The sequence below is a fragment of the Micromonospora sp. NBC_00898 genome, assembly GCF_045207895.1.
GTDB lineage: Bacteria > Actinomycetota > Actinomycetes > Mycobacteriales > Micromonosporaceae > Micromonospora.
Map to the genome: position 1 here is coordinate 4611642 of NZ_CP108775.1, position 24317 is coordinate 4635958.

The 24317-nt window shown below is 73.2% G+C and carries 14 protein-coding genes and 1 pseudogene; 10 read left to right on the forward strand and 5 right to left on the reverse strand.

Annotation, left to right across the window (positions count from 1 at the left end; translation table 11 throughout):
- Positions 1–11 precede the first annotated feature (11 nt).
- From OG799_RS22385 to OG799_RS22395, 3 genes are read left to right on the forward strand one after another with little or no spacing between them, the layout of a single operon-like run.
- Positions 12–1298 (forward strand): nicotinate phosphoribosyltransferase, encoded by a 1287-nt coding sequence (locus tag OG799_RS22385; RefSeq protein ID WP_406037175.1) that lies wholly within the window; start codon positions 12–14, stop codon positions 1296–1298.
- A 15-nt stretch (positions 1299–1313) separates the two neighbouring features.
- The gene (locus tag OG799_RS22390) at positions 1314–1895 is read left to right on the forward strand and encodes an isochorismatase family protein (RefSeq protein WP_406037177.1); all 582 of its coding nucleotides are present in this window, start codon (positions 1314–1316) and stop codon (positions 1893–1895) included.
- Between the two features lie 39 nt (positions 1896–1934).
- Positions 1935–3173: an MFS transporter gene (locus OG799_RS22395; RefSeq protein ID WP_406037179.1), complete on the forward strand. Its 1239-nt coding sequence runs from the start codon at positions 1935–1937 to the stop codon at positions 3171–3173.
- A gap of 765 nt (positions 3174–3938) precedes the next feature.
- Here OG799_RS22395 and ctaD read toward each other — a convergent pair.
- Together ctaD and OG799_RS22405 are read right to left on the reverse strand one after the other, a co-directional pair.
- Positions 3939–5696: a cytochrome c oxidase subunit I gene (gene ctaD / locus OG799_RS22400; RefSeq protein ID WP_406037181.1), complete on the reverse strand. Its 1758-nt coding sequence runs from the start codon at positions 5694–5696 to the stop codon at positions 3939–3941.
- Positions 5697–5835: 139 nt separating this feature from the next.
- Positions 5836–6942, reverse strand: coding sequence for an FAD-dependent monooxygenase (locus OG799_RS22405; protein ID WP_406037183.1), 1107 nt, complete (start codon positions 6940–6942; stop codon positions 5836–5838).
- Between the two features lie 283 nt (positions 6943–7225).
- On the opposite strand from OG799_RS22405, the gene OG799_RS22410 reads away from it, so the two are divergent.
- The 3 genes from OG799_RS22410 (at position 7226) to OG799_RS22420 (ending at position 13682) form a co-directional block, all read left to right on the forward strand.
- Positions 7226–10039, forward strand: a complete 2814-nt coding sequence (locus OG799_RS22410) for a BTAD domain-containing putative transcriptional regulator (protein WP_406037185.1) — start codon at positions 7226–7228, stop codon at positions 10037–10039.
- Positions 10040–10153: 114 nt separating this feature from the next.
- Positions 10154–10678 (forward strand): sigma-70 family RNA polymerase sigma factor, encoded by a 525-nt coding sequence (locus tag OG799_RS22415; protein ID WP_406037187.1) that lies wholly within the window; start codon positions 10154–10156, stop codon positions 10676–10678.
- Positions 10679–10817: 139 nt separating this feature from the next.
- On the forward strand, positions 10818–13682 hold the full coding sequence (locus OG799_RS22420) for an AfsR/SARP family transcriptional regulator (RefSeq protein ID WP_406037189.1): 2865 nt from the start codon (positions 10818–10820) through the stop codon (positions 13680–13682).
- Positions 13683–13724: 42 nt separating this feature from the next.
- Here OG799_RS22420 and OG799_RS22425 read toward each other — a convergent pair whose 3' ends face one another.
- On the reverse strand, positions 13725–17060 hold the full coding sequence (locus OG799_RS22425) for a S8 family peptidase (RefSeq protein ID WP_406037191.1): 3336 nt from the start codon (positions 17058–17060) through the stop codon (positions 13725–13727).
- A gap of 182 nt (positions 17061–17242) precedes the next feature.
- Between OG799_RS22425 and OG799_RS22430 the strand changes: the two are divergent.
- Positions 17243–17933, forward strand: a pseudogene (locus OG799_RS22430) (cellulose binding domain-containing protein).
- Positions 17934–18087: 154 nt separating this feature from the next.
- On the opposite strand, the gene OG799_RS22435 reads toward OG799_RS22430, so the two are convergent.
- On the reverse strand, positions 18088–18873 hold the full coding sequence (locus OG799_RS22435) for an aldo/keto reductase (RefSeq protein WP_406037193.1): 786 nt from the start codon (positions 18871–18873) through the stop codon (positions 18088–18090).
- Between the two features lie 180 nt (positions 18874–19053).
- Here OG799_RS22435 and OG799_RS22440 point away from each other — a divergent pair, with 180 nt between their 5' ends.
- The 3 genes from OG799_RS22440 to OG799_RS22450 all read left to right on the forward strand — a co-directional run bounded on the left by OG799_RS22440 (position 19054) and on the right by OG799_RS22450 (position 22484).
- Complete coding sequence (locus OG799_RS22440) at positions 19054–20088, forward strand: DNA polymerase ligase N-terminal domain-containing protein (protein WP_406037195.1); 1035 nt, start codon at positions 19054–19056, stop codon at positions 20086–20088.
- Between the two features lie 507 nt (positions 20089–20595).
- Positions 20596–21285: a zinc ribbon domain-containing protein gene (locus tag OG799_RS22445; protein WP_406037197.1), complete on the forward strand. Its 690-nt coding sequence runs from the start codon at positions 20596–20598 to the stop codon at positions 21283–21285.
- Between the two features lie 11 nt (positions 21286–21296).
- Complete coding sequence (locus OG799_RS22450) at positions 21297–22484, forward strand: threonine synthase (RefSeq protein WP_406037199.1); 1188 nt, start codon at positions 21297–21299, stop codon at positions 22482–22484.
- Positions 22485–22529: 45 nt separating this feature from the next.
- Here OG799_RS22450 and OG799_RS22455 read toward each other — a convergent pair whose 3' ends face one another.
- On the reverse strand, positions 22530–24314 hold the full coding sequence (locus OG799_RS22455; RefSeq protein WP_406037201.1) for a glycoside hydrolase family 15 protein: 1785 nt from the start codon (positions 24312–24314) through the stop codon (positions 22530–22532).
- Between the last annotated feature and the right edge of the window lie 3 nt (positions 24315–24317).

Consider the following 24317-nt stretch of genomic DNA (forward strand, 5'->3'; position numbering starts at 1 on the left):
AGGCTGGACCGGTGAGCACCCTTCGCCCCGCGCTGCTGACCGACCACTACGAGCTGACCATGGTCAGCGCCGCCCTGCGCGACGGCACCGCCGACCGCCGCTGCGTCTTTGAGGTGTTCAGCCGGCGACTCCCGGCGGGCCGCCGCTACGGGGTGGTCGCCGGCACCGGGCGGCTGGTCGACATGATCCGGGACTTCCGGTTCGACGCCGACGAGGTCGACTTCCTGCGCCGCACCGGCGTGGTCGACGACCGGGCCGCCGAGTGGCTGGCCAACTACCGCTTCACCGGCGACGTCGACGGGTACGCCGAGGGTGAGCTGTTCTTCCCCAACTCGCCGATCCTCACCGTGTCCGGGGGCTTCGCCGAGTGCGTGGTGCTGGAGACGCTGGTGCTGTCGGTGCTCAACCACGACTGCGCGGTCGCCGCGGCGGCCGCCCGGATGGTGACCGCCGCCCGCGGCCGCGCCCTGATCGAGATGGGGTCCCGCCGGGCGCACGAGGAGGCGGCGGTGGCCGCGGCCCGGGCGGCGTACCTCGCCGGTTTCCGGTTCACCTCGAACCTGGCCGCCGGCCAGCGGTACGGCATCCCCACCGCCGGCACCGCGGCGCACGCGTTCACCCTGCTGCATGACGACGAGAAGACGGCGTTCGCCTCGCAGGTCGCCACGCTGGGCAAGGACACCACGCTGCTGGTCGACACGTACGACATCAGCCAGGGCATCCGCAACGCGATCGAGGTGGCCGGGCCGGAGCTGCGGGCCGTCCGGATCGACTCCGGCGACCTGGCGGTGATCGCCCAGCAGTCCCGGGAGCTGCTCGACTCGCTCGGCGCCACCGAGACCAAGATCATCGTCTCGGGCGATCTCGACGAGTACTCGATCGCCTCGCTCGCCGCCGAGCCCGTCGACATGTACGGCGCCGGCACGGCCGTGGTGACCGGCTCCGGCGCGCCCACCGCCGGCCTGGTCTACAAGCTGGTCGAGGTCGAGGGGCGGCCGGTGGTCAAGCGCTCCGAACACAAGGCCACCATCGGCGGCCGGAAGGTGGCGGTACGCCGGCACAAGCCCACCGGCACCGCCACCGAGGAGATAATCGTGCCGCAGGGCGTACCGGACCGGCAGCCCAACGACCGGCTCCTCCAGCGCTCGTTCGTGGTCGACGGCGAGCCGGTGGCGCTGCCGACGCTGGACGAGTCGCGGGAACACCTGCGGGAGTGCCTGATCTCCATCCCCTGGGAGGGCCTGAAGCTCTCCGGTGGCGACCCGGCCATCCCGGTGACCGTCGTACCCGCAAGCTGAGGAAGGGGCGCTCCGATGGCGAACGCGCTGATCATCGTGGACGTGCAGAACGACTTCTGCGAGGGCGGGTCCCTCGCGGTGGCCGGCGGGGCCGACGTGGCGGCCGGCATCTCCCGGCTGCTCGCCACCGAGCCGGACCGGTGGGACCACGTGGTCGCCACCAAGGACTACCACGTCGACCCGGGGGCGCACTTCGGTGACCCGCCGAACTACGTCGACTCCTGGCCCCGGCACTGCGTGGTCGGCACCGCCGGCTCCGAGTTCCACCCGAACCTGGACACCGGCCGGGTGGAGGCGATCTTCCACAAGGGCGAGCACGCGGCCGCGTACTCCGGCTTCGAGGGGCACGCGGACGACGGCGAGTGCCTGGCCGACTGGCTGCGGGCGCGGGGGGTCGAGCGGGTCGATCTGGTCGGCATCGCCACCGACCACTGCGTCCGGGCCACCGCGCTGGACGCCGCCCGCGAGGGCTTCCACCCCACGGTGCTGCTGGACCTCACCGCCGCGGTCGCGCCGGCGACCCTCGACGTGGCGCTGCGGGCGATGGACGGCGCACAGGTCACCATGGTCGGCGAGCCTGTGATCAGGACCGCTTGACCAGGTAATCGCTTGCGGCTGTCGTACCCCCGGTCAAGGATGGCGCCGGAGGTACGGACCGTCGTGAACTTGAAGCCTTACCGGCAGGCACTCGCCCTGCCCGGTCTCCGGTCGCTGCTGCTGGTGTCGGTGCTGGCACGCATCCCGCTCACCGCGACCGGGGTGACGCTCACCTTCTACGTCGTGCTCGACCTCGGCCGGGGCTACGGCGCCGCCGGGCTCGTCGGCGCCGCGTCGACCGTCGGCGCCGCGCTGGGCTCGCCGCTGCTCGGCCGGCTCGTCGACCGGCGCGGCCTGCGACCGGTGCTCGCCCTCACCACCGCCGCCGAGGCGGTCTTCTGGGCCAGCGCTCCCACCCTGTCGTACGCCGTGCTGCTGCCGGCCGCGTTCCTGGCCGGGCTGCTCGCCCTGCCGGTCTTCTCGGTCGTCCGACAGTCGGTGGCCGCGCTGGTCCCGGCCGATCGCCGCCGCCCCGCGTACGCGCTGGACTCCATGTCGGTCGAGCTGTCGTTCATGGTCGGCCCCGCGCTGGCCGTGGGGCTGGCCACCGCCGTCAACCCGCGCGTCACCCTCTGGGCGGTCGGCGTCGGAATCGTCGCCTCCGGCGTCGCCTTCTGGCTGTTGAACCCGCCCACCCGCAGCGCCGACGAGCCGGCGGGCCCGCACCGCAAGGTGCCTCGCCGGGAATGGCTCACCCCCCGCCTGCTCGCCGTACTGGCGGTGAGCCTCGCCGCCACCCTGGTGCTCGGCGGCACCGACGTCGCGGTGGTCGCCGTGCTGCGGGCCAGCGGCGAGGTCGGCTGGACCGGGCTGGTGCTGGCCATGTGGGCGGTCGCCTCGCTGGTCGGCGGCTTCGCGTACGGGGTGGTCAGCCGGTCGTTCTCGCCGCTGGCACTGATGGCCGCGCTCAGCCTCGGCACCATTCCCGTCGGGCTGGGCGGGTCGCACTGGTGGCTGCTCTGCCTGGCGCTCGTCCCGGCCGGCGCGCTCTGCGCCCCCACCATCGCCGCCACCGCCGACGCGGTGAGCCGGCTCGCCCCCGCCGGGGTACGCGGCGAGGCGATGGGCCTGCACGGCTCCGCGGTCACCGTCGGCATCGCGGTCGGCGCCCCGCTGGCCGGCGCGGTGATCGACGCCTCGGCGCCACTCTGGGGCTTCGCGGTCACCGGCGTGATCGGTGTGCTCGTCGCCTTGGCCGTGCTCCCGGTCGAACTCCGCCACCGTGGCGAGGGCGTCGGCGAGGCCGTCCCCGTCGAGCTTGCTCCCGTGACGACCTGACCCGTCACCCCGCCACGCCTGCCCAGGCCCGCACGGCTACCCTCCTGAACCCGGCGTGCCCTCCCACGCCCCACGGACGACCCCGGTCGGACACTCCCACGCCCCGCCGGCCACGGCGTCGCACCGCGGAGACCCCAACCTCCCGGAACCTGCTGTCAACCACGGAACGCAGCCGCCGCCCGCCCAGCCATGGCCGCCCGGCGCGGGGATACCCGGCGCGGGATAACCGGCGCGGGGATACCCGGCGCGGGGGGGGCCGGCGCGGGGGGGCCGGCGCGGGGGGCCGGCGCGGGGTGCCCGGCGCGGGGGGCCGGCGCGGGGGGCCGGCGGGGGGGGGCCGGCGCGGGGGGCCGGCGCGGGGGGGCCGGCGCGGGGTGCCCGGTGAGCGATATGCCTGGGAGTCATAAATATGCCTGACAGTCATAACGCTCGTGACCATGGCCGCCGCCACGGGCGCCACGGTCCGTGGCCGCTCCTGCGCATGCCGCCGCCCGGCTGAGGCATCCCAGGCACCGCGCAGCCGGCAAGCCTGGTCGGCAGTGCCGCTGAGCGCACCGGGACGACCGCTGCAGCAATGCAGCATCGCTGCGACGCGCGAGAAGTCTGTGGGCCGTCGGCCGAGAGCCGGGCTCACCGGGAGCCAAGTTGACCGGGAGGCAAGCTGACCGGGAGGCAAGCTGACCAGGAGCCGGCACCCGGCGGAAGCGGCGACGGGCGCCGCACCCCTGGAGGGGTGCGGCGCCCGTGGCGCGGTGTCGCAGCGGGTCAGCGCTGGTCGAGGTTGCCGGCGGTGTCCTCCTGGTAGCTGGCGCCACCGTTGGACTCGCTGGTCAGCGGCTTGGCGCCGCCCTCGGGCGGGCCGGCGATGCTCTGGCCGGCGGCCAGCTCCGGGAACTTCGCGTCGAACGCGGGGCGCTCGGAGCGGATCCGCGGCATCCGGTCGAAGTTGCGCAGCGGCGGCGGCGAGCTGGTGGCCCACTCGAGCGAGTTGCCGTGACCCCACGGGTCGTCGACCTCGACCACCGGGCCGGTCTTGTACGACTTCCAGCAGTTCCAGATGAACGGCAGGGTCGAGATACCGGTGATGAAGGCGCCGATCGTGGAGATCGTGTTCAGCGTGGTGAATCCGTCGCCGGGCAGGTAGTCGGCGTACCGGCGGGGCATGCCCTCGGCGCCGAGCCAGTGCTGCACCAGGAAGGTGGTGTGGAAGCCGATCATGGTCAGCCAGAAGTGCACCTTGCCCAGGCGCTCGTCGAGCATCCGGCCGAACATCTTCGGGAACCAGAAGTAGATGCCGGCGAACACGGCGAACACGATCGTGCCGAAGAGCACGTAGTGGAAGTGCGCCACCACGAAGTACGAGTCGGTGATGTGGAAGTCGAGCGGCGGGCTGGCGAGCAGCACACCGGTCAGACCGCCGAAGAGGAAGGTCACCAGGAATCCGACCGCCCAGAGCATCGGCGTCTCGAAGGTGATCTGGCCCCGCCACATGGTGCCGATCCAGTTGAAGAACTTCATGCCGGTCGGCACGGCGATCAGGTAGCTGAGGAAGCTGAAGAACGGCAGCAGCACCTGGCCGGTGGCGAACATGTGGTGCGCCCAGACGCTCATCGACAGGGCCGCGATGGAGATGGTGGCGGCGACGAGGCCCTTGTAGCCGAAGATCGGCTTCCGGGAGAAGACCGGGATGATCTCGCTGATGATGCCGAAGAACGGCAGCGCCACGATGTAGACCTCGGGGTGCCCGAAGAACCAGAACAGGTGCTGCCAGAGCATCGGGCCGCCGGTGGCGGGGTCGTACACGTGGGCGCCGATCAGCCGGTCCGCGGCGAGCGCGAAGAGCGCGGCGGCCAGCAGCGGGAAGACCAGGATCGCCAGCAGGCTGGTGACCAGCATGTTCCAGGTGAAGATCGGCATCCGGAACATGGTCATGCCGGGGGCGCGCAGGGTCAGGATCGTGGTGATCAGGTTGACCGCGCCGAGGATGGTGCCCAGGCCGGAGATGGCCAGGCCGACCACCCACATGTTCGCGCCGACGCCCGGCGAGTGCTCGGCGGTGCTCAGCGGGGTGTATGCCGTCCAGCCGAAGTCGGCCGCGCCACCGGGGCTGATGAAGCCGGCCACGGCCATCGTGCCGCCGAACAGGTAGAGCCAGTAGGCGAACGCGTTCAGCCGGGGGAACGACACGTCGGGCGCGCCGATCTGCAGCGGCACCACGTAGTTCGCGAAGGCGAACACGATCGGCGTCGCGAAGAACAGCAGCATGATCGTGCCGTGCATGGTGAAGAGCTGGTTGTACTGCTCGGGCGACAGGAACTGCAGGCCCGGCCGCGCCAGCTCGGCGCGCATGATCAGGGCCATCAGGCCACCGATCATGAAGAACGCGAACGCGGTGACCATGTACATGATCCCGATCTGCTTCGCGTCCGTGGTGCGCAGCAGCCGCGCGATTGCCGACCCCTTGACCGGCTCTCGGACCGGCCAGGGCCGGGTCACGACCGGCTTGGGTGCGACGGTGGTCACGAGTGGCCTCCGGTTCTCGGTTGTCCCGCTCGGCGCGCGCTGTTATCTGCGGGCCGTCATCCGCAAGGAGGATAGTCCCCGGCAGGTGGCCTCGCCGCGTGGGGTGGGCGGCTACGATCACCCGCCCCCACGTCGACGCTCAGAGCGGGCCGACCAGTAACCGGTAGTGCTCCTGGAAGATCCGTCCGCCGCGCCCGCGCAGCAGCGGGTCACGCAGCGCCGGCGGCACGTCGCGGGTCCGGTTGCGGTCCCGGGTCCGGTCCCGCACCCATCGGGTACGGGGTCGCCGCCGACTCTCGTACGCCAGCAGCGCGGCCTCGACGCCGCCGGCCGCCCGCAGCGACTCGGCGAGCACGACGGCGTCCTCCAGGGCCATGGCGGCGCCCTGGGAGAGGGTCGGCGCGGTGGCGTGGGCGGCGTCGCCGACGAGCAGCACCCGGCCGTGGAACCAGCGGCCGAGCTCCACCTCCTCGGTGACGCCGACGTGCACGTGTTCGAGGGCGGACAGGACCTCGGGCACGGGGCCGCCGTAGCCGGCGAAGATTTCCCGCAGCCGGGCCAGCGGGTCGGCGGGCGGGACGGTGCCGGCCTCGTCGGCGTAGCAGTACAGCCGCCCGGCGCCGATCGGCACCAGCAGGAACCCGGACCGCTGGCCGAGCAGGGCGGTCCACTCGGTCAGCCGGGGCCCGCCGCGCAGGACGCTGCGGTAGACCACCTGCCCGGCGGGCCGGGGCGGACCGCCGAGGGCGGCGAGGGTGCGAACGGCCGAGCGCGGCCCGTCGGCGCCGATCACCAGGTCGTACTCGGCGCGGGTGCCGTCGGTGAAGCCGACGGCGACGCCGCCGGGGCGCGGTTCGACGGTGCTGACCTCGGCGCCGTGCCGGACGGCGCCGCCGGCCCCGGTGAGCAGCACCCGGTGCAGTTCGGCGCGGGGCAGGGCTCGGCACTCCCCGACGCCGGCCCAGAGGGCGTCGAGGTCGACCTCGCAGAGCGGCGCGCCGGCCGCGTCCAGGAAGCGCTGCCGGTGGATCACCTGGCCGAGTGGGCGGACCGGTCCGTCGAGGTCGAGCCGGCGCAGCGCCCGGGCGGCGTTGCCGGGCAGGTAGAGGCCGGTGTCGACGAGCTCGGTGGGGGGCAGCTTCTCGGTGACGTCGGGCCGGAACCCCGCGAGCCGCAGTGCCCGGGCCACGGCCAGGCCGGCGATGCCCGCGCCGACGACGAGGATGCGCAGGGGGGAGCCACCCATCGTGGTGTACGCCTCCGGAGGGGTTCGGCACGCGTTGGAGGCAAGACATTACTCGGCGCAATCGGTACACACCAGGGCCGATCGTCCCGCCCCGGTCACCCCTCCCGGCGACCGAGATTTCTTTCCGGCCTGCTGAACGTCGTTCCGTCGGCGTCCGCCGGCGCGGGGTGGCCGAGGACCGTGACGAGAGGAGTGTGGCCTGGCAACGCGCGGAGACCCGGTCTCGGCCCTGGGCCTTTGGTCGCAAGCTCCGGTGGCGGATCGGCCGGTTACCGTTGCCGGTGTGCGGGCGGAGGCGGGCGAGACGATCGGTTTCTCGGTGCTCGGCTCGATCAGGGTCGTCCGCGCCGGCGCCGAGGTGCATCTGGGCGCCCGCCAGCAGCGCTTGGTGCTCGCGTTGCTGCTGGCCCGGGCCGGTTCACCGGTCTCCCTGGCCGAGCTGGTCGACCTGCTCTGGGACGAGGAGGCCCCGGCCAGCGCCGCGAACGTCGTGCACCGGCACGTCGGGGCGCTCCGGCGGCTGCTCGAGCCCGGCCTGCCCACCCGGTCGGCGGGCCGGCACATCCTCCGGGAGCTCTCGGGCTATCGGCTGCGCGCCGACGAGGAGTCCCTTGACCTGCTGAAGTTCCGGTCGCTGAGCCGGCTGGCGGGCCGGAGCCTGCAGGACGGCGACCCGGAGTCGGCGCTGCGGCATTCCCTCGACGGGCTGCGGCTGTGGCGCGGCCGGTGCGCCGCGGGCCTGGAACCGGCCTCCCGCCTGCATCCCGCGTTCCTCGCCGTGGAGGCCGAACGCGCCCAGGCCGTGCGCGAGGCCGCCGACGCCGCCGAGCGCTGCGGCCGGCTGAGCGCGGTGCTGGCGCCGTTGCGGCAGGCCGCCGAGCAGCACCCGCTCGACGAGTCGCTGCAGAGCCGGTTGCTGCTGGCGCTCGCCGCCGACGGCCGCCAGGCGGAAGCCGTCGAGATGTACCGGATGGTGCGCCGCCGGCTCGCCGACGACCTGGGCATCGATCCGGGCGAGGAGCTGCGGGAGGCGTACGACCGGCTGCTGCACCAGCGCACCCAGCCGGCGCGTACCGAGTCGCCGTCGTCACTCCCCCGGCCCGCGCAGCTGCCGCCGGACCTGCCCTTCTTCAGCGGCCGGGACGACCTCATCGCCGAGGCCCGCGCGGCGGTCGCGCGCCCGGGCGGGCCGGCGGTGCTCGCGATCGACGGCATGCCCGGGATCGGCAAGACCACCCTCGCCGTCCACCTCGCCCACGAGTTCGCCGCCGGCTACCCGGACGGGCAGCTGTATGTCGACCTGCGCGGATACGACGGGCGGGAGCCGGCGATGAGCCCGGCCGAGGCGCTGCGCGGCTTCCTCGGCTCGCTCGGGGTGCCGCAGGAGGGCATTCCCGCCGAGCTGCACGCCCAGGCGGGCATGTACCGCAGCAGCCTTGCCGGCCGGCGCCTGCTGATCGTGCTCGACAACTGCCGGGACGCCGAGCAGATCCGGCACCTGCTGCCGGGCAGCCCCGACTGTCTGGTGATCGTCACCAGCCGCAGCCGGCTCAGCAGCCTGCTGACCACGGCCGGCGCCCACCCGTTGCCGGTCGGCCTGCCGAGCCTCGACGAGGCCCGCGCGGCGCTCCTCGGGCCGCTCGGCGCCGGCCGCGTCGCAGCGGACCCGGCCGCGATCGACGCCATCATCGCCAGCTGCGGGCGGCTGCCGCTCGCGCTGGCCGTGGTGGCCGCCCGCGCGGCGAGCCTGCCGCGGACGCCACCGGCGCAGATCGCCGCCGAGCTGGCCCAAGCGCCCGGGAGCCTGGACGGCTTCGACGGCGACGACCCGCAGACCGGCCTGCGTGCCGTCTTCTCCTGGTCCTACCAGGCACTCTCTGCCCCGGCCGCCCGGCTCTTCCGGCTGCTGCCGATCCATCCCGGCCCCGACATCTCGATCGCCGGGGCGGCGGGCCTGGCCGGCGTCCCGCTGCGGACCGGGCGGGCGCTGATCGGCGAGCTGAGCCGCGCGCACCTGATCAGCGAGGACCTGCCGGGCCGCTACCGCACCCACGACCTGCTGCTGGCCTATGCCACGGAGCTCGGCGAGGAGAACGACAGCCCGGCCGAGCGCGCCGCCGCGGAGCTGCGTTGCCTGCAGTTCTACCGGGCCACCTGCTATCAGGCGCACCGGCGGCTGCTGGCCTCCGAGTACCACCCGATGATCGAGCCGGGGCCGGGCGAGACCCCGCTGGGCTTCGCCGGCCACGGCGACGCCATGCGCTGGTTCACCGCCGAGCGGCAGGTCCTGATCGCGCTGGTCCGCCGGGCCGCCCGGCAGGGCCGGCACACCGACGCCTGGCAGCTCGCCCTGGGCATGCAGCACTTCTTCGACCGCAGCGGCCGGTGGGCCGACTGGACGACGACCGGCGAGGTGGCCCTCGAGGCCGCCCGGGCGGGCGGCGACCTGGTCGGGCAGGCCCGGATGCACCGCAGCCTGGCCGGGGCGGCCTACTTCCGGCGCGAGCACGAGACCGCGGTCGGGCACCTCGACCGGGCGCTCGAGCTGCTCGCCCGGCTCGGCCTGCACGACGAGATGACCCGGGCCGGGATCAATCGGGCGATGGTCCTGGGCGCCCAGGGGCGACACGAGGAGGTCGTCCGGACGCTTTCGGCGGCGCTGGGGCCATGGGCGGCCGGAGACGACAAACTGTTCGCGGACGCCCTGGTGATCATGGCCGCGAGCAACGCCGAACTGGGCCGGGAGGAAGAGGCCGTGCGCTGCGCCAAGCAGGCGATGGCGCTGTCGCGCGGAGCGCAGTACAGGCTGGGCATCGCCGAGGCGTGGGAGGTGCTCGGCCAGGTGCATTCCGCCCGCCGGGAGCTCGGCAAGGCGGTCGACTGCTGGCGCGAGGCGGCCGTCGCCTACCAGGAGGCCTCGGCGTCGGCGCCGGCCGCGGAGGTGCTGGCGCTGCTCGGCGACGCCCTCGCCGCCGCCGGCGACCAGGACGCCGCGGTGCGGGCGTGGCAGGAGGCGCTGGCCCTGATCCCGTACGCGCAGACCCGGACCGGCCGGCGGCTGGCCGGCCTGCTCTCGGCGGTCACGTCGCGTCCGTGACCGATTGCGATCGGCGACGGCACTCGATCCGCACTTAGGTGTCAGTCCATTCGCATCGATCGTCCCTAGGCTCGTGCCGCATTCACCGTTGCTCCTGCCGCTGGGGGAGATGCCGTGCTGCGGGCACCCGACGAATCACCGGCCGTCCGGGCCGAGCGCATGACCGCGCTGCATGCGGACCACGCCCGTGCCGTGCTGCGTCTCCTGCTCGTGCTGACCCACGGCCAGCGGCAGACCGCCGAGGATCTGCTCCAGGAGACGATGCTGCGGGCCTGGCGGCAGCTCGACTCGGTGCCGGCCGAGCCCGATGCCGCCCGCCGGTGGCTCTTCACCGTCGCCCGGCGGCTCGTCATCGACGGCGTCCGGCTGCGGCGGGGCCGCCCGGCCGAGGTCCATCTCGTCGACATGACCTGGATTCCCGCTGGTGACGACACCACCGGCACCGCGCTGGCGTCGCACGCGATCCGGCACGCGCTCGGCCGCCTGAGCCCGGCGCAGCGCAGTCTGCTCTCCGAGGTCTACCTGGTCGGGCGGTCACCGGCAGAGGTCGCGGGCCGGCTGGGAGTGCCGATCGGCACGGTGAAGTCCCGGACCCACTATGCGCTGCGCGCCCTGCGCACCGGCCTCGAGGCGGCCTGAGCAGCGACGACTCCGCCGCCCGGCGATCCGGAAGCTGAGTCGAAGCTCACTTTGCCGTAACGCGGGCCCTGGCTCGCGGCGCGGGCCCTGCCATGCTATCGCGATCGTGGCAACCCAGCCCTGTACGGATCGCATCAAGATGACCGGCCCGCTCTCTTTCGCCGTTCTCGGCCCGGTGCGGGCCTGGCGCGGCCAGTCCGAAATCGACCTGGGCACCCGGCAGCAGCGGCTGATCCTGGCGTTGCTGCTCGCCCGGGCCGGCGGCGCGGTCAGCGTCGCCGAGCTCGTCGACCTGCTCTGGGAGTCCGATCCCCCACCCAGCGCGGTCAACGTGGTGCACCGGCACGTCGGGATGCTCCGGCGGCGCTTCGAGCCGGGCCTGCCGACGCGGGCAGCGGGCTCGGTGCTGATCCGCGATGGCGCCGAATACCGGCTGCGGATCGACGGGGAGTCGCTCGACCTGCTGCGTTTCCGGCGCCTGGTCGCCCAGGCCGGTGGCAGCTCCGGCGAGCCGGCCGTCGAGCTCTACCGGGAGGCGCTGGCGCTGTGGCGCGACCGGTGCGCCTCGGGCCTGCAGGCCGGTGGCCGGGCCCATCCGGAGTTCGTCGCTGTCGACGGCGAGCGGTTCGCGGCCGTCCGGGCGGCGACCGACGTCGCCTTGCGGGCCGGGCGCGTCCACGCGGTGCTGCCCGCGATCCGGCTGGCCGCCGAATACGAGCCGCTGGACGAGGCACTGCAGGCGCGGCTGCTGCTCGCGCTCGCCGCGGACGGCCGGCGGGCCGAGGCCCTCGCGGCTTATGCCGACATCGAGCACCGGCTCGCGGACGAGCTCGGCATCCAGCCGGGCGGCGACCTGCGCGCGGCCCGGGACAGCCTGCTCGACCACGACGCCCCGGCCGACGGCTCCAGGTCGCGGCGCGGCGTCAGACCGGCCTTCATTCGGCCCGGAGCGCCGCCTAGCGGCGCGCAGGCCGAATTATGGCCGCCAGCCGAACTGGAGCTGTCGCAGTCGACCCGGGCCGAGCCGCCGGCGCAGTTGCCGGCCGACCACCCCTACTTCACCGGCCGCCGCGGCGTCGTGGCCGCCGCGGAGGAGCTGCTGGCCGGAGACCGGCGGACCACCGCGCTGGTCATCGACGGAATGCCCGGCGTCGGGAAGACCACCCTCGCGGTGCACCTGGCCCACCAGCTGGCCGCCCGCTACCCCGATGGGCAGTTGCACGCGGACCTACGCGGTTTCGACTCCGACGACTCGGTGATGACACCGGCGGAGGCGCTGCGCGGCTTCCTGTGGTCCCTCGGGGTCGCGCCGGCCGCCATCCCGGCCGAGCTGCAGGCCCAGGCCGGCCTCTACCGCAGCATCCTGGCCGAGCGCCGGATGCTGATCCTGCTCGACAACTGTCGCGACTGGGACCAGATCCGGCACCTGCTGCCCGGCGCCGGCGGCAGTCTCGTCATCGCCACCAGCCGCCGCCGGATCACCGGCGTGGCCGGCCCGGCGGGCGCCCACCCGCTGCACCTCGACCTGCTGACCGGCGCCGAGGCCCGCGAGCTGCTCACCCGCCGGCTCGGCGACGCGGTGGCCGCCGACCCGGCCGCCGTCGACGAGATCATCGCGCGGTGCGGCCGGCTGCCGCTGGCCCTGGCGCTGGTCGCCACCCGCAGCGTCGGCCGGCCCGGGCTCAGCCTGCCCGCGGTCGCCGGTGAGCTGGCCGAGGCCGACGGCCGGCTGGCCGGCTTCGGGGACGCACACGTCGATCTGGAGACGATCTTCTCCTGGTCCTACCGGGCCCTGACTCCCGAGGCAGCCCGGCTCTTCCGGCTGCTGCCCCTGCACCCGGCCGGGGAGCTGAGCACGGAAGCGGCGGCCGCCCTGGGCGGCCTGGCCCTGCGCTCCGCCCGCGGCCTGCTCGCCGAGCTCGGGGCACAGCTGCTGGTCCAGCCCGGCGACGGCCGGTGGCGGATGCATGATCTGCTGCGCGCCTATGCCGTGGAGCTCGGGGAGGAGCACGACGACGCGGCCGAGCGGGACGCTGCCATCGAGCGGGTCTACGACTATTACCAGCTCAGTGCGTACGCGGCGCATCTGCCCTTGCTGCCGCAGGTGCCGCTGCCGGAGCCCGAGCCGTCCGAGCGTGGGGTCACCGGGCGCGGCTTCACCGGCCGGGCCGACGCGATGGCCTGGTTCGCCGCCGAGCAGCGGGTGCTGACCGACATCGTCGCGCGGGCCAAGGAACGCGGCCGGCCTCGCACGGCCTGGCAGATCGCGTTGGCCCTGCAGAACTTCTTCCAGGACACCGCGCAGTTCACGCAGTGGGCGGCAACGGCGAGCACCGGCCTCGCCGCGACCGGGGACGACCCCGCCGCCCAGGCCCTGCTGCACCGCAGCCTCGCCGGCGCCTGCTACTTCCTGGCCGATCTGGACCGTGGGCTGTCGCACCTGCGGCACGCCCGGGCACTTTTCGACCGGCTCGGCCGGCGCACCGAGCAGGGCCACGTGGAGAACAACATCGCCGAGATCCGGCTGGACCAGCGGCGCTACCACGAGGCGATCTGGCATGCCGAGGAGGCGCGGGCGCTGTTTCGCGCCGAGGGCAATGTGCGGGGCGCCACCAACGCCCTGCTGGCCATCGCGCGGGCACAGGGCTGGCTCGGCCGGCACGCCGCGGCGCTGGGCATGTTCGTCGAGGCGCGGCGGCAGTTCGAGGCCCTCGGCGACCTGCACGGAATGGGCACCACCCAGGCCTGGCTGGCGCACACGTACTCGATGATCGACGATCTGCCGCACGCGATGGCGATCTGGCAGCAGGCGATCGACACCTTCCGCGGCGCCCGGGCCCCCCACCACACCGCGGAGGTGCTGGTCTCCATCGGCGACTTCCACTCCGCCAACGGCGACCCGGCCCTGGCGGGGCGGGCGTGGAGCGAGGCCCTCGCCGAGCTCGACGGGACGGACTCGCCGACGGCCCGGCGGATCCGCGACCGGCTGCTCTGGCACCGGTGACCCGGACGCGGCGCCGGTGGGCGCCGCGTCCGGGGCCTTTCCTCAGTACCGGTAGGCGCGGATGATGGTCTGCTTGACCGTGTTGCCGCTGGTGTCCGTCGCAGCGGCCCGCAGCGAGACGAAGCCGGCGCCGACCGGGTTGCGCACCCAGGCGACCGCCTTCTCGCCGGACCGCCGCACGGTCAGCTGCTGCCAGGTCTTGCCGTCGTCGAAGGACGCCTCGACGGTCAAGCTCGTGGTCCGGCCCGGCTCCGCCCCGACCTGACGGTCGAGCGAGACCGGGATCGCGAAGCGCCGGTCGGCCGGCGCCCGGTTGTCGATGTCGAGCTCCGGGGTGAACCGGACCGCCGTCAGCGGCAGCTTCACCAACTCGCCGTCGGCCACGTGTCCGGACTTGAAGGTCCACTCCGCGTCGACCTCCGTCGACAGGGTGAAGACCGGGTCGCTGCGGAAGGTCGCGGCCAACCGGTAGTCACCCGTCTCCGCGGGCACCTGCCAGATCCAGGGCGTCTCGGTCCCGTCGCCGACCTTCACCCCGTTGCGGTAGAGGCTCACGTCGACGCTGCCGCCGCGAGTGAACCGGAAGCCCCGGTGCCCGGTGCCGTCGCCGTGCAGCGGCCCCGGCCCGCCGATCGTGTCGCCCCAGTAGCGGGTGGCCCACTGCTGGCCGAAGTTCGGCTCCGAGAAGACCGGCCCGATCACCCCGTTGGCCCACTTCACGTTGTACGTGCGCCCGGCCTGGAAGCTGGTCCACTCCGAGTCGTAGTACGTGTACCGCCGCTGGAACGAGGTGGACTGCCACACCGCCTGCTTGTCCTGGTTGTAGTACTCGGTGATGGTGTTCGGCGCGTCGTAGCTGAAGCTCGGCTGGGCATTGCGTTCGTCGCGGTAGACCGGCGAGTTGCCGGGCGCGTGCGCGACCGCGGTCCGCGACACCGGTACGCCGGCCACGTCCGCGCTGATCTGGGAGCGGACCGTGGCGAAGTCACCCGCGTGCAGCTTGCGGGTCAGCCCGGTCATCATCTTCTCCGGCTCGTAGAGGTAGACCCGGTAGACGTACGGGGTGTTGTACAGGGTGCCGTCCTCGGCCACCCCGGCCCAGATCGCATTGACGTACGAAACGAAGCCGGGCGTCTTGCCGGTCCCGATCTGCGCGGTCCGCACGTGGTCGAAGGGGATGTTCATCAGCACGGCGTACGGGTCGTTGCTGCCCCAGATCTGCGGCTGCTCGGTCCGGATGGTCCAGCCGGACTCCTGCCAGACCGCAGCGGCCTTCGAGTTCGGCACCGACACCGCGATCGGCTTCGCCAATCGGGTGTCCATGGTGAGCGCCTGATCCTTGGTCATGTCGAGGCTCGGGCGCACCAGCGTCGTGATGTGCGGGTTCTCCCAGTCGCCGGTCACCAGGTAGGTCTGGACCAGGTAGCGGCCCGCGCGGACCCGGTACCTGGTGGCCGCGGGGTCGGCGAACACCAGGACGGTCTGCCGGTCCAGGTCGGTCAGGACGGTCACCCAGCCCTGCTCGGCCGTGGGCGCTCCGCCGTCCGGCCCGATGAGCTTGACGGCCAGATCGTGGCGGACGACGTCGAGCGCGACCGGGGTCTGCACCTGCTCGCCGCCACCGGTGGCGGTCACCTCACCGCCGAAGTAGCGGTCCGGCAGGTCGGCGCCGGCCTGCACGTTGACGGTCACGGTGGCCGTGCCGCCGGCCGGGACCGTCACCGAGGAGGCGCTGAGGCTGAACAGGCCGGCCGGCGCCGGGGCGCCGTCGGCGTCCTTGGCGTCGAGGGAGACGGCCAGGGTGAGGTCGGAAGAGCCGCCGTTGGCGTACGTGACCGTGCGCTGCTGCGCGGTGGTGTTCCGCTCGAAGGCGATGCTGACCGGGCTCGCCGTGACGTCCTGCCGGATCGCCCGGGCGACGTTGAGGAAGCCCGCGCCCTGCTCGTAGACGCCGATGGCGGCGTTCGGCTGCGCGGCCGCCATCAGCGTGGACTTGATCCGCTCAGGCGCCCAGTCCGGGTGCTGCTGGGTCAGGATCGCCGCCGCGCCCGCCACGTGCGGAGTCGCCATCGAGGTGCCGGAGAGGCTGGCGTACTGCGGGTTCTCGTCGTCCGGCCACAGGTCGGAGGTCGAGCTGCGGGCGGCGACGATGCCGACGCCGGGCGCGGTGATGTCCGGCTTGATGCCGGCGTCGCCCACGCGCGGACCCCGGCTGGAGAACTCGGCCAGCTCGCCGGTCTTGGTCACGGCGCCCACGGTCAGCGCCTCGGCCACGTCGCCGGGCGAGCTCACCGTGGACTCGCCGGCCAGGCCGGAGTTGCCCGCGGCGACGACGAAGAGCACGCCGTAGCGGTGGGTGAGGTCGGCCAGGGCCGCCTCGATCGGGTCGGTGTCCGGGCTGTCCGGGCCGCCGAGGCTCATGTTGGCGACCTTGACGCCCTGCTGCGCCGCCCAGGTCATGCCGGCCACGATCGCCGACTCCGGGCAGCCCTCCAGCATGCAGACCTTGGCGCTGTAGAGCGTCGCGCCGGGCGCCATGCCCTTGTAACGGCCCTGCGACGCGGCCGCGGTGCCGGCGATGGTGGAGGCGACGTGGGTGCCGTGGCCGACCCGGTCGAGGGTGTCCGGGTCCGAGGTGAAGTTCTCCGCGGCGGCGACGCGGCCGGCCAGGTCGGGGTGGGTCTGGTCGATGCCGGTGTCGATCACGCCGACCTTCACCCCCGCTCCGGTCCAACCGGCCTGCCAGGCCTCCGGCGCGCCGGTCAGCGGCACGCTCACGTCGAGAGTGGGGTGGCGCAGCCCGTCGAGCCAGATCTTGTCGAATCCGGCCCGCAGTTGCCGCTCGGTGCCGTTCCCGGCGGAAGTGAGGTTGTTCCAGAAGGACACCGCCTCGGCGCGGTTCTCCGCGACCGCGCTCGCCCCGGTGAGTTCCCGGGTGGTCCGGGCGCCGGCGAGGCCGGCGGGGGTGGCGCTGCCATGCTGGACGATGAGCGGCAGGGTGGCCCGGGTGTCGTCGTAGCCGAAGTCGACCAGCTTCGAGATGTCGAAGAGCCGTTGGTCGAGCTTGCCCCGGTTGAGCAGGCCGACGGCGTCGCCGGGGATCACCCGCACGTCCGCACCGGCGCTGTGGGTGATGAACGGGATCCGTTCCCGTCCCTTGCCCGGCACGACGCTGACGGTCGTCTGGCCGTTCACGGCACTGACGTGGACGGTGTCGCCGGTGATCAGCGTGACCGTCCGGGGCTTGGCCGCGACCGCGGGTGGGGTCGCCGGCTTCGCGGCCTGCGGCTGCGCCGACGCCGGTGAAGCGCCCGGAGCCGCCGCCGAGACGCCCAGCACGAGTAGTGCCAGCGCCGATATCTTACGAACTGAACGCATCATTCTCCCTGGATGAACGCGAGAGGTATCCGGGTGCTCCGGACGTGGCCGGCGGGTGAAAGTTCATCCCGTGTGACCTGGGTCACTCCCGTACGTCGTTCAGATGACGGCTGAGCCTGGGAACGCTCCCGGCCGTATGCCCCGTCACGTCCCCGCGCCCCGCGCCGAAGCCAAGGGGCATCATGAAGCGTCCACTGAGGGCCATCGCGGCCGCCGGCCTGCTGGCCGCCGGCTCGATCGTCGCCGTCATCCTCGGCTGGTACGCCTCCGCCGACACCCAGATCTGCGAGCAGTTCGGCTCGACGCAGACCGGTGGCAGGTACGTCGTGCAGAACAACCGCTGGGGCACCACCGCCCAGCAGTGCATCAACGTGACCTCCACCGGCTTCTCGCCGGCAGGACGGCGTCGTACGTGGCGCCGTCGGCGATCCCCAGCGTGAGCTTCGACGTCCTGGACTTCATCACCGACACCAGGAACCGGGGCGCGATCACCAGCGACTGGTACCTGACCAGCATCCAGGGCCGGCTTCGAGCCCTGGCAGGGCGGGGTCGGCCCGGCGGTCAACTCCTTCTCGCAGAGCGTCAACACCGGCGGCACCACCCCGCCGCCCACGACGACTCACCAACATCGGCTCCGGCACGGTCAACGGCTGGACGCTGACCTACAACCTGCCGTCCGGGCAGCAGATCACCAGCGCCTGGAATGCCACGGTGACCCAGAGCGGGTCCGCGGTCACCGCGAAGAACGTCAGCTACAACGGCACCCTCTCGCCGGGCGCCTCGGCCAGCTTCGGCTACCAGGGCACGCTGAACGGGGCGTTCTCCGCGCCGAGCAGCTTCGCCCTCAACGGGGGCACCTGCAGCAGGGCCTGACCGACGGGGACGGGGCCGCTGACGAAGAGGATCAGCCGCACGCCGTCGAAATCCAGCACCAGGTCAAGGTGCCCGGAAACCCGCACCCGCGTCAGCGATCTGCCGTCCAGTTCGGAGATCAGGCCCCGAGTGCCCGTACCCGAGGGACCGGCGGTCAGCCGCCCAGGGCGTCGATGTCGCGCATCTCCTCGGCGGTGAGCGAGAAGCGGAACACGTCGGCGTTGGCCCGGATCCGGTCGGGCGTCACCGACTTGGGGATGACCACGATCTCGTGGTCGATGTGCCAGCGGAGCACCACCTGCGCCGGGGAGACGTCGTGGGCCTGGGCGATCCGCACCAGCGCCGGGTCCGACAGGTCGCTGGTCTTGAACGGGCTGTAGCCCTCCAGCACCACGCCCCGGTCCCGGTGGGCGGCATGCGTCTGCCGGTCGTACAGCGACGGGCTCCAGCGGATCTGGTTGACCGCCGGGGTCTCCTCGGTGGCCTGGATCAGCTCGTCGATCTGGCTGATGCTGTAGTTGCTCACCCCGACCGTGCGGGTCAGGCTCTCGTCCCGGGCGGCGAGGAGCTCCCGCCACACCGGGATGCTGTCGCCCGGCGCGGACGGCGGCCAGTGGATCAGCCACAGGTCGAGGTAGTCGGTGTCGAGGGCGCGCAGGCTCGCCTCGATGGTCTCCTTCTCCCGGCCCACCCGGTCCGGCGGCAGCTTGGTGGTGAGGAAGATGTCCTCCCGGCGCAGCCCGCTCTCCTTGATCGCCCGGCCGACCTCCTTCTCGTTGCCGTACATGGTGGCGGTGTCGAGGTGCCGGTAACCGGCGTCGAGGGCGGCGAGCACAGCGTCGTAGCCGGCCTCGCCGGTCGCCTGCCAGGTGCCGAAGCCGAGCAGCGGCATCCGGACGTCGCCGGCGAGCGGGACGGTGGGCTGTTCAGCGGTGGTCATGGCGGCTGTTCTACCCCTGATCGCGGCCGGCATGCAGGCGACCCGCCGGGAACGCGCCCGCCTGCCGGATCGGGACGGCGGCGCCGGAACCGGGCGGAGGAGGACCCGCCCGGCGGGAACGGGGACGAACCGTCCGGGTGGCGCGCTGCGGGCGCCCCAGGAGTGCCGCAGAATGCGGGGGTGGCTGACCGGCTGGAGGAGTACCGGCGCAAGCGGGACGCGAGGCGTACGCCCGAGCCGGTGCCGGAGCGGGCGCCCGAGCCGAAGCGGCCCGGCCGGGGGAAGGCCCGGTTCGTCATCCAGCAGCACCACGCCCGCAGCCTGCACTGGGACCTGCGGCTGGAACACCACGGGGTGCTGGCCTCCTGGGCGGTGCCGCGCGGCCTGCCCCGCGAGCCCGGCCGCAACCACCTGGCCGTGCACACCGAGGACCACCCGATGGAGTACCTCACCTTCCACGGCGAGATCCCGGCCGGCGAGTACGGCGGCGGGAAGATGACCATCCACGACACCGGGACGTACCGCGCGGAGAAGTGGCGCGACGACGAGGTGATCGTGGTGCTCGACGGGAAGCGGACCCGGGGCCGGTACGTGCTCTTCGCCACCGGGGGCCGGGGCCGGGACTGGATGGTCCGGCGCACCGACCCGCCCCCGGAGGGCTGGACGCCGATGCCCGAGCTGGTCCGCCCCATGCACCCCACCGAGGCCGGCAAGCTGCCGAAGGACGAGGCCGCCTGGGGGTACGAGCTGCGCTGGGACGGCGTGCGGGCGATGGCGTACGTCTCGGGCGGCCGGCTGCGGCTGCTCGACGAGGCCGACGAGGAGATCACCGGGGCGTACCCCTGGCTGCGCGCGATGGCGGAGGTGCTGGCCCCCACCGAGGCGGTGCTGGACGGGGTGCTGGTCCGCATCGACCCCGCCGGGCGGGTCCGGGCGCCGAGCGTCCGGGACGGCCAGTTCCTCGTCGTGGACCTGCTCTGGCTGGAGGGCGCGACCAGCCTCGACGTGCCGTACGCGCAGCGCCGTGAGCTGCTCGACGGCCTGGCGCTCGCCGGCACCCACTGGCAGACCCCGCCGTGGTTCCCCGGCGTCGGCGCGGACGCCCTGGGGACCGCCCGCGAACAGGGGCTCCCCGGGGTGGTGGCCAAACGACTCGAGTCCCCGTACGAGCCGGGTCGGCGCAGCCGGCACTGGCTGAGCATCGACACGAGCTGAGGAGGAGTGACTAGTGGTCGGTTCCCTCCGCAGATCTATCTATATTTTCCGTTGTGGGGACGGATATCGGATCCGGGCGTTTGCCAAGCGGGTGGGCTGCTCGGTGAGCAAGTGCGCCGCTGGGAGGCGGAGGGCGGGATCACGGCTCGCCGTCTGCCTCGAGCATGCGGCGGCGCGTGGCGGCTGCGAGATCGTCGTCGCGAATCAGGTGGCGTTGTCCGCAGCGGGAGCGGGTGGAGGACGTGCTGGCGGTCGTGCACGCCTTTTCGTGCCGGCTGTACGGGCTGCGACGCTACGAGACGGAGCTAAAGGGGGCGGACCTGACCGTGGAGGGCGATCGGTGAAGGTCACCCGGATCGCTTACTCGACGGCCCTGAATCCGGGCAAGTATGCAGCGTTGGTGGAGCAGGCTCGCCGGTTGGGTCGGGTTCGTAGTGAGGTATGGCAGCGGTACGGGTCGGTCGGCGGCGCCGGGTCCGGGTTGACGGATCGGCAGGTGCGGGACCGGTGGTTGGCCGACGGCACGCATGTGCGGTTCGGTCTGTTGGCGAATCCGTGGAAGGAAACAGTCCGCGACGCCATGGCCGACATCGCAGCGAACCTGGCAGCGGCGAAAAAGCGCACCGGATCACCGTCAACAACCTCGGGACCGTCAAGCGGGACCGGCAGGCCGCCCGCCACCGGGCCCGGGTGCGTACGGAGATCTTCACCGCCGTGCACCGGGTCGTCGACAAGGCCGCCACCGTGGTCGCCGAAGACCTCACCAAGACCTTCGCCGGGCGCAAGACGCTCGGCAAGAATCTCAACCGGCGCCTCGCCGCGTGGACCAAAGGGGTCACCGCCGAGGCGCTCACAAACGTTTCGGAGCGCAGAGGTTCTGCGCTCGTGCACGTCAACGCCGCCTACACCTCACAAACCTGTCACCGCTGCGGCCGGCTCGGCCGACGCACCGGGGACCGGCTTCACTGCACCCCGTGCGGGGTGGTGTGGCAGGCCGACGTGAACGCCGCGATCAACATCCTGCAACGAGCCGGCGACCCCGACATCGCCCTGCACACCCCGCACCACACGGTGAAGCAGATCCTGCAGGACAGGACCGATCGCCACCGGGCCAGACTGCCGGTCCAGGACTCCAGCCCGGCAATAGCCGAGCGGAGAGCGAATTATCCGAACCGCTCAGTGATGAGCAATAAGTAGGAAGCAGCATCGTGCACCTGACACACCTGGAGTGCCCGCGCTGCGGTGCGGAGCGCCCGGCGGACAAGTTGCAGAACCTCTGCGACTGCGGTTCCCCGCTGCTGGCGCGCTACGACCTCGCCGCGGTGGCCGCCGCGGTGACCCCGGAACAGTTCGGGCTCCGCCCGGCGGACCTGTGGCGCTACCGGGAGCTGCTGCCGGTGGCCGACGCCCGGTTCGTCACCACGCTGGGCGAGGGCTGGACGCCGCTGCTGCGCGCCCCGGCGTACGGGGCGGAGATCGGCATTCCGGACCTGATCGTCAAGGACGAGGGGCTCACCCCGACGGGGTCGTTCAAGGCGCGCGGGGCGGCGGTGGGCGTGAGCCGGGCCCGGGAGCTGGGCGTCGAGCGGATCGCCATGCCAACCAACGGCAACGCGGGGGCGGCCTGGGCGACGTACGCGGCGCGGGCCGGGATGGGCGCGACCATCGCCATGCCGCTGTCCGCGCCGACCATCTGCCGACGGGAGTGCCTGGCCGCCGGGGCGGACCTGCGGCTGGTGGACGGGCTGATCACTGACGCCGGCCGGCGGGTCGCCGGGCTGGTCGCCGAGTCGGGCGGCCGGGTCTTCGACGCCGGCACGCTGCGCGAGCCGTACCGCCTGGAAGGCAAGAAGACCATGGGGTACGAGATCGTCGAGCAGCTCGGCTGGCAGGTGCCCGATGTGATCATCTATCCGACCGGGGGCGGGGTCGGGCTGATCGGCATCCACAAGGCGCTGCACGAGCTGCGCGAGCTGGGCTGGGTGGAGGACAAACTGCCCCGCCTCGTCGCGGTGCAGTCCACCGGCTGCGCGCCGATCGTCCGGGCGTTCGCCGCCGGGGAGCCGCGTGCCACCCCCTGGGAGGACGCGCACACCGTCGCCTTCGGCATCACCGTGCCGTCCCCGCTGGGCGACGAGCTGATCCTGGACGCGCTGCGGGAGAGCAGCGGGACGGCGATCGCCGTGGACGACGCGGAGATCCTGGCCGACCTGCGGGACTTCGCCGCCCGGGAGGGGCTGCTGCTCTGCCCGGAGGGGGCGGCCTGCCTGTCGGCGGCCCGGCACCTGCGGGCCGGGGGCTGGATCCGGGCCGGCGAGCGGGTGGTGGTGCTCAACACCGGCGCCGGGCTGAAGTATCCGGAGACGGTGGACGTGTCGGGCGTACCGGTGCTGTGAGAGGCCGATGCGCGGCGGGCAGGAGTGTTGCGGGATCCCACCCGCTCAGGCGGTGTCGGGATCGGTCAGCCGCCAGGCGGCGTTGATCAGCCCGATGTGCGACAGCGCCTGCGGGGTGTTGCCGAGCTGAACGCCGGTGCGCAGGTCCACCTGCTCGGCGAAGAGACCCAGGTCGTTGGCGTGCCCGAGCACCTTCTCGAACAACGCCCGGGCCCGGTCCCGCTCGCCCGCCATCACCAGGCACTCCACCAGCCAGAACGAGCAGAGCACGAAGCCGGCCGGGTCGGTGTTCCAGCGCCGCACCAGCCCGGCGTCGGTGCCCAGCTCACGCTCCACCACCTCGATGGTGGAGCGCATCCGCGGGTCGGTGGCCGGCAGGAAGTGCACGACGGGCAGGAAGAGCGCCGAGGCGTCGAGTTCCGCCGAGCCGAAGGCCCCGGTGTACGCGCCGATCCGGTCGTTCCAGCCCTCGCGCAGCACGGTCGCCCGGATCTCGTCCCGGATCGCCGCCCAGCGACGCGGGTCCGCCCGGTCCCCGAGCCGGGGCGCCAGCTTCATCGCCCGGTCCAGCGCCACCCAGCAGAGCACCTTCGACGACAGGTAGTGCCGCTCGGTGTCCCGCGTCTCCCACATCCCGCGGTCCGGCAGCCGCCAGGTGTTGGCCACCTGCTCGGCCAGGCCCACCACCATCTCCCGCAGCTCCATCTCGAAGCTGTCGCCGAGGTAGTCGTGCAGCCGCCAGACCGCGGAGAGCACCTCGCCGGGCACGTCGAGCTGCCGCTGCCGCCAGGCGTCGTTGCCGATCCGAACCGGCCGGCTGTCCCCGTGCCCGCGCAGGTGCGAGCAGATGTGCTCGGAGATGTCCCGCTCCCCCTCCAGCCCGAACAGCACCGGCACCGGCGCGTCGCCGATCCGGCCGATGGAGCGGGCCGCCCAGGCGAAGAGCCGGGACGCCTCGTGCGGGCAGGCCGCCACCCAGAGGGCGTCCATGGTCATCGAGAAGTCGCGCAGCCACGAGTAGCGGTAGTCGTAGTTGCGCTCGCCGCCCATGCGTTCGGGCAGTGAGGTGGTCAGCGCCGCGGCGACCGCGCCGCTGCGGGCGTACGTCAGGCCGGTGAGCACGGTGGCGCTGTGCCGGACCTGCGGGACGTACTGGCCGTCGTACTCGTGGACCTCCCGGTAGCCCTCCCACGCCCGCACCGTCTCGGCGAGCGTGGTGACCGGGTCCAGCCGGGCCGGCGGCGGGCCGTAGACCAGGGCGTACGCCAGATCGAAGCCGACCGTCTGGCCGGCGGCGACCTCGAAGGTATGGTCGACCCGGTCGCCGTCGACGCGCAGCGCCTGCCCGTCCCCGCGCAGCACCAGCGCCACCGACCCGGCGGTGGCCAGCACCCCGCCGCCCGGCTGCTCGTGCAGGTACGGGGTGAGCAGCCCGTACTCCGGGAGCGGGGCGAAGTCGAGGTGCATCCGCACCCGCCCGGTCAGCCCCTCGACCACCCGCAGCAGCACCGCCGGCGAGTTCATCCCCAGCTCGTGGCCGCGGGCGCCCAGCTCGGCGGCGAGCGCGTCGGTGACCGCGACGCTCCCCTCCGGGGTGTGGTGGACGGTCCGCAGCACCAGGGTGCCCGGCCGGTACGCGCGCTCCACCCGGCTCGCGGCCAGCGGCGCGATCCGCCAGTGCCCGCCGGCCGGGTCGAGGAGCCGGCAGAAGACCGACGCCGAGTCGAACCGGTCCGGGCACCACCAGTCGACCGACCCGTCCCGGCCGACCAGGGCACCGGAGCGGCAGTCGGAGATGAATCCGTAGCCGGAGATCGGCGGCTGGTGCACCCG

Coding starts and splice junctions, on each gene's coding strand:
- OG799_RS22390 (WP_406037177.1), top strand. CDS start 1,314: ATGGCGAACGCGCTGATCATCGTGGACGTGCAGAACGACTTCTGCGAG.
- OG799_RS22420 (WP_406037189.1), top strand. CDS start 10,818: ATGACCGGCCCGCTCTCTTTCGCCGTTCTCGGCCCGGTGCGGGCCTGG.
- OG799_RS22395 (WP_406037179.1), top strand. CDS start 1,935: ATGGCGCCGGAGGTACGGACCGTCGTGAACTTGAAGCCTTACCGGCAG.
- OG799_RS22425 (WP_406037191.1), bottom strand. CDS start 17,060: ATGCGTTCAGTTCGTAAGATATCGGCGCTGGCACTACTCGTGCTGGGC.
- OG799_RS22435 (WP_406037193.1), bottom strand. CDS start 18,873: ATGACCACCGCTGAACAGCCCACCGTCCCGCTCGCCGGCGACGTCCGG.
- OG799_RS22405 (WP_406037183.1), bottom strand. CDS start 6,942: ATGGGTGGCTCCCCCCTGCGCATCCTCGTCGTCGGCGCGGGCATCGCC.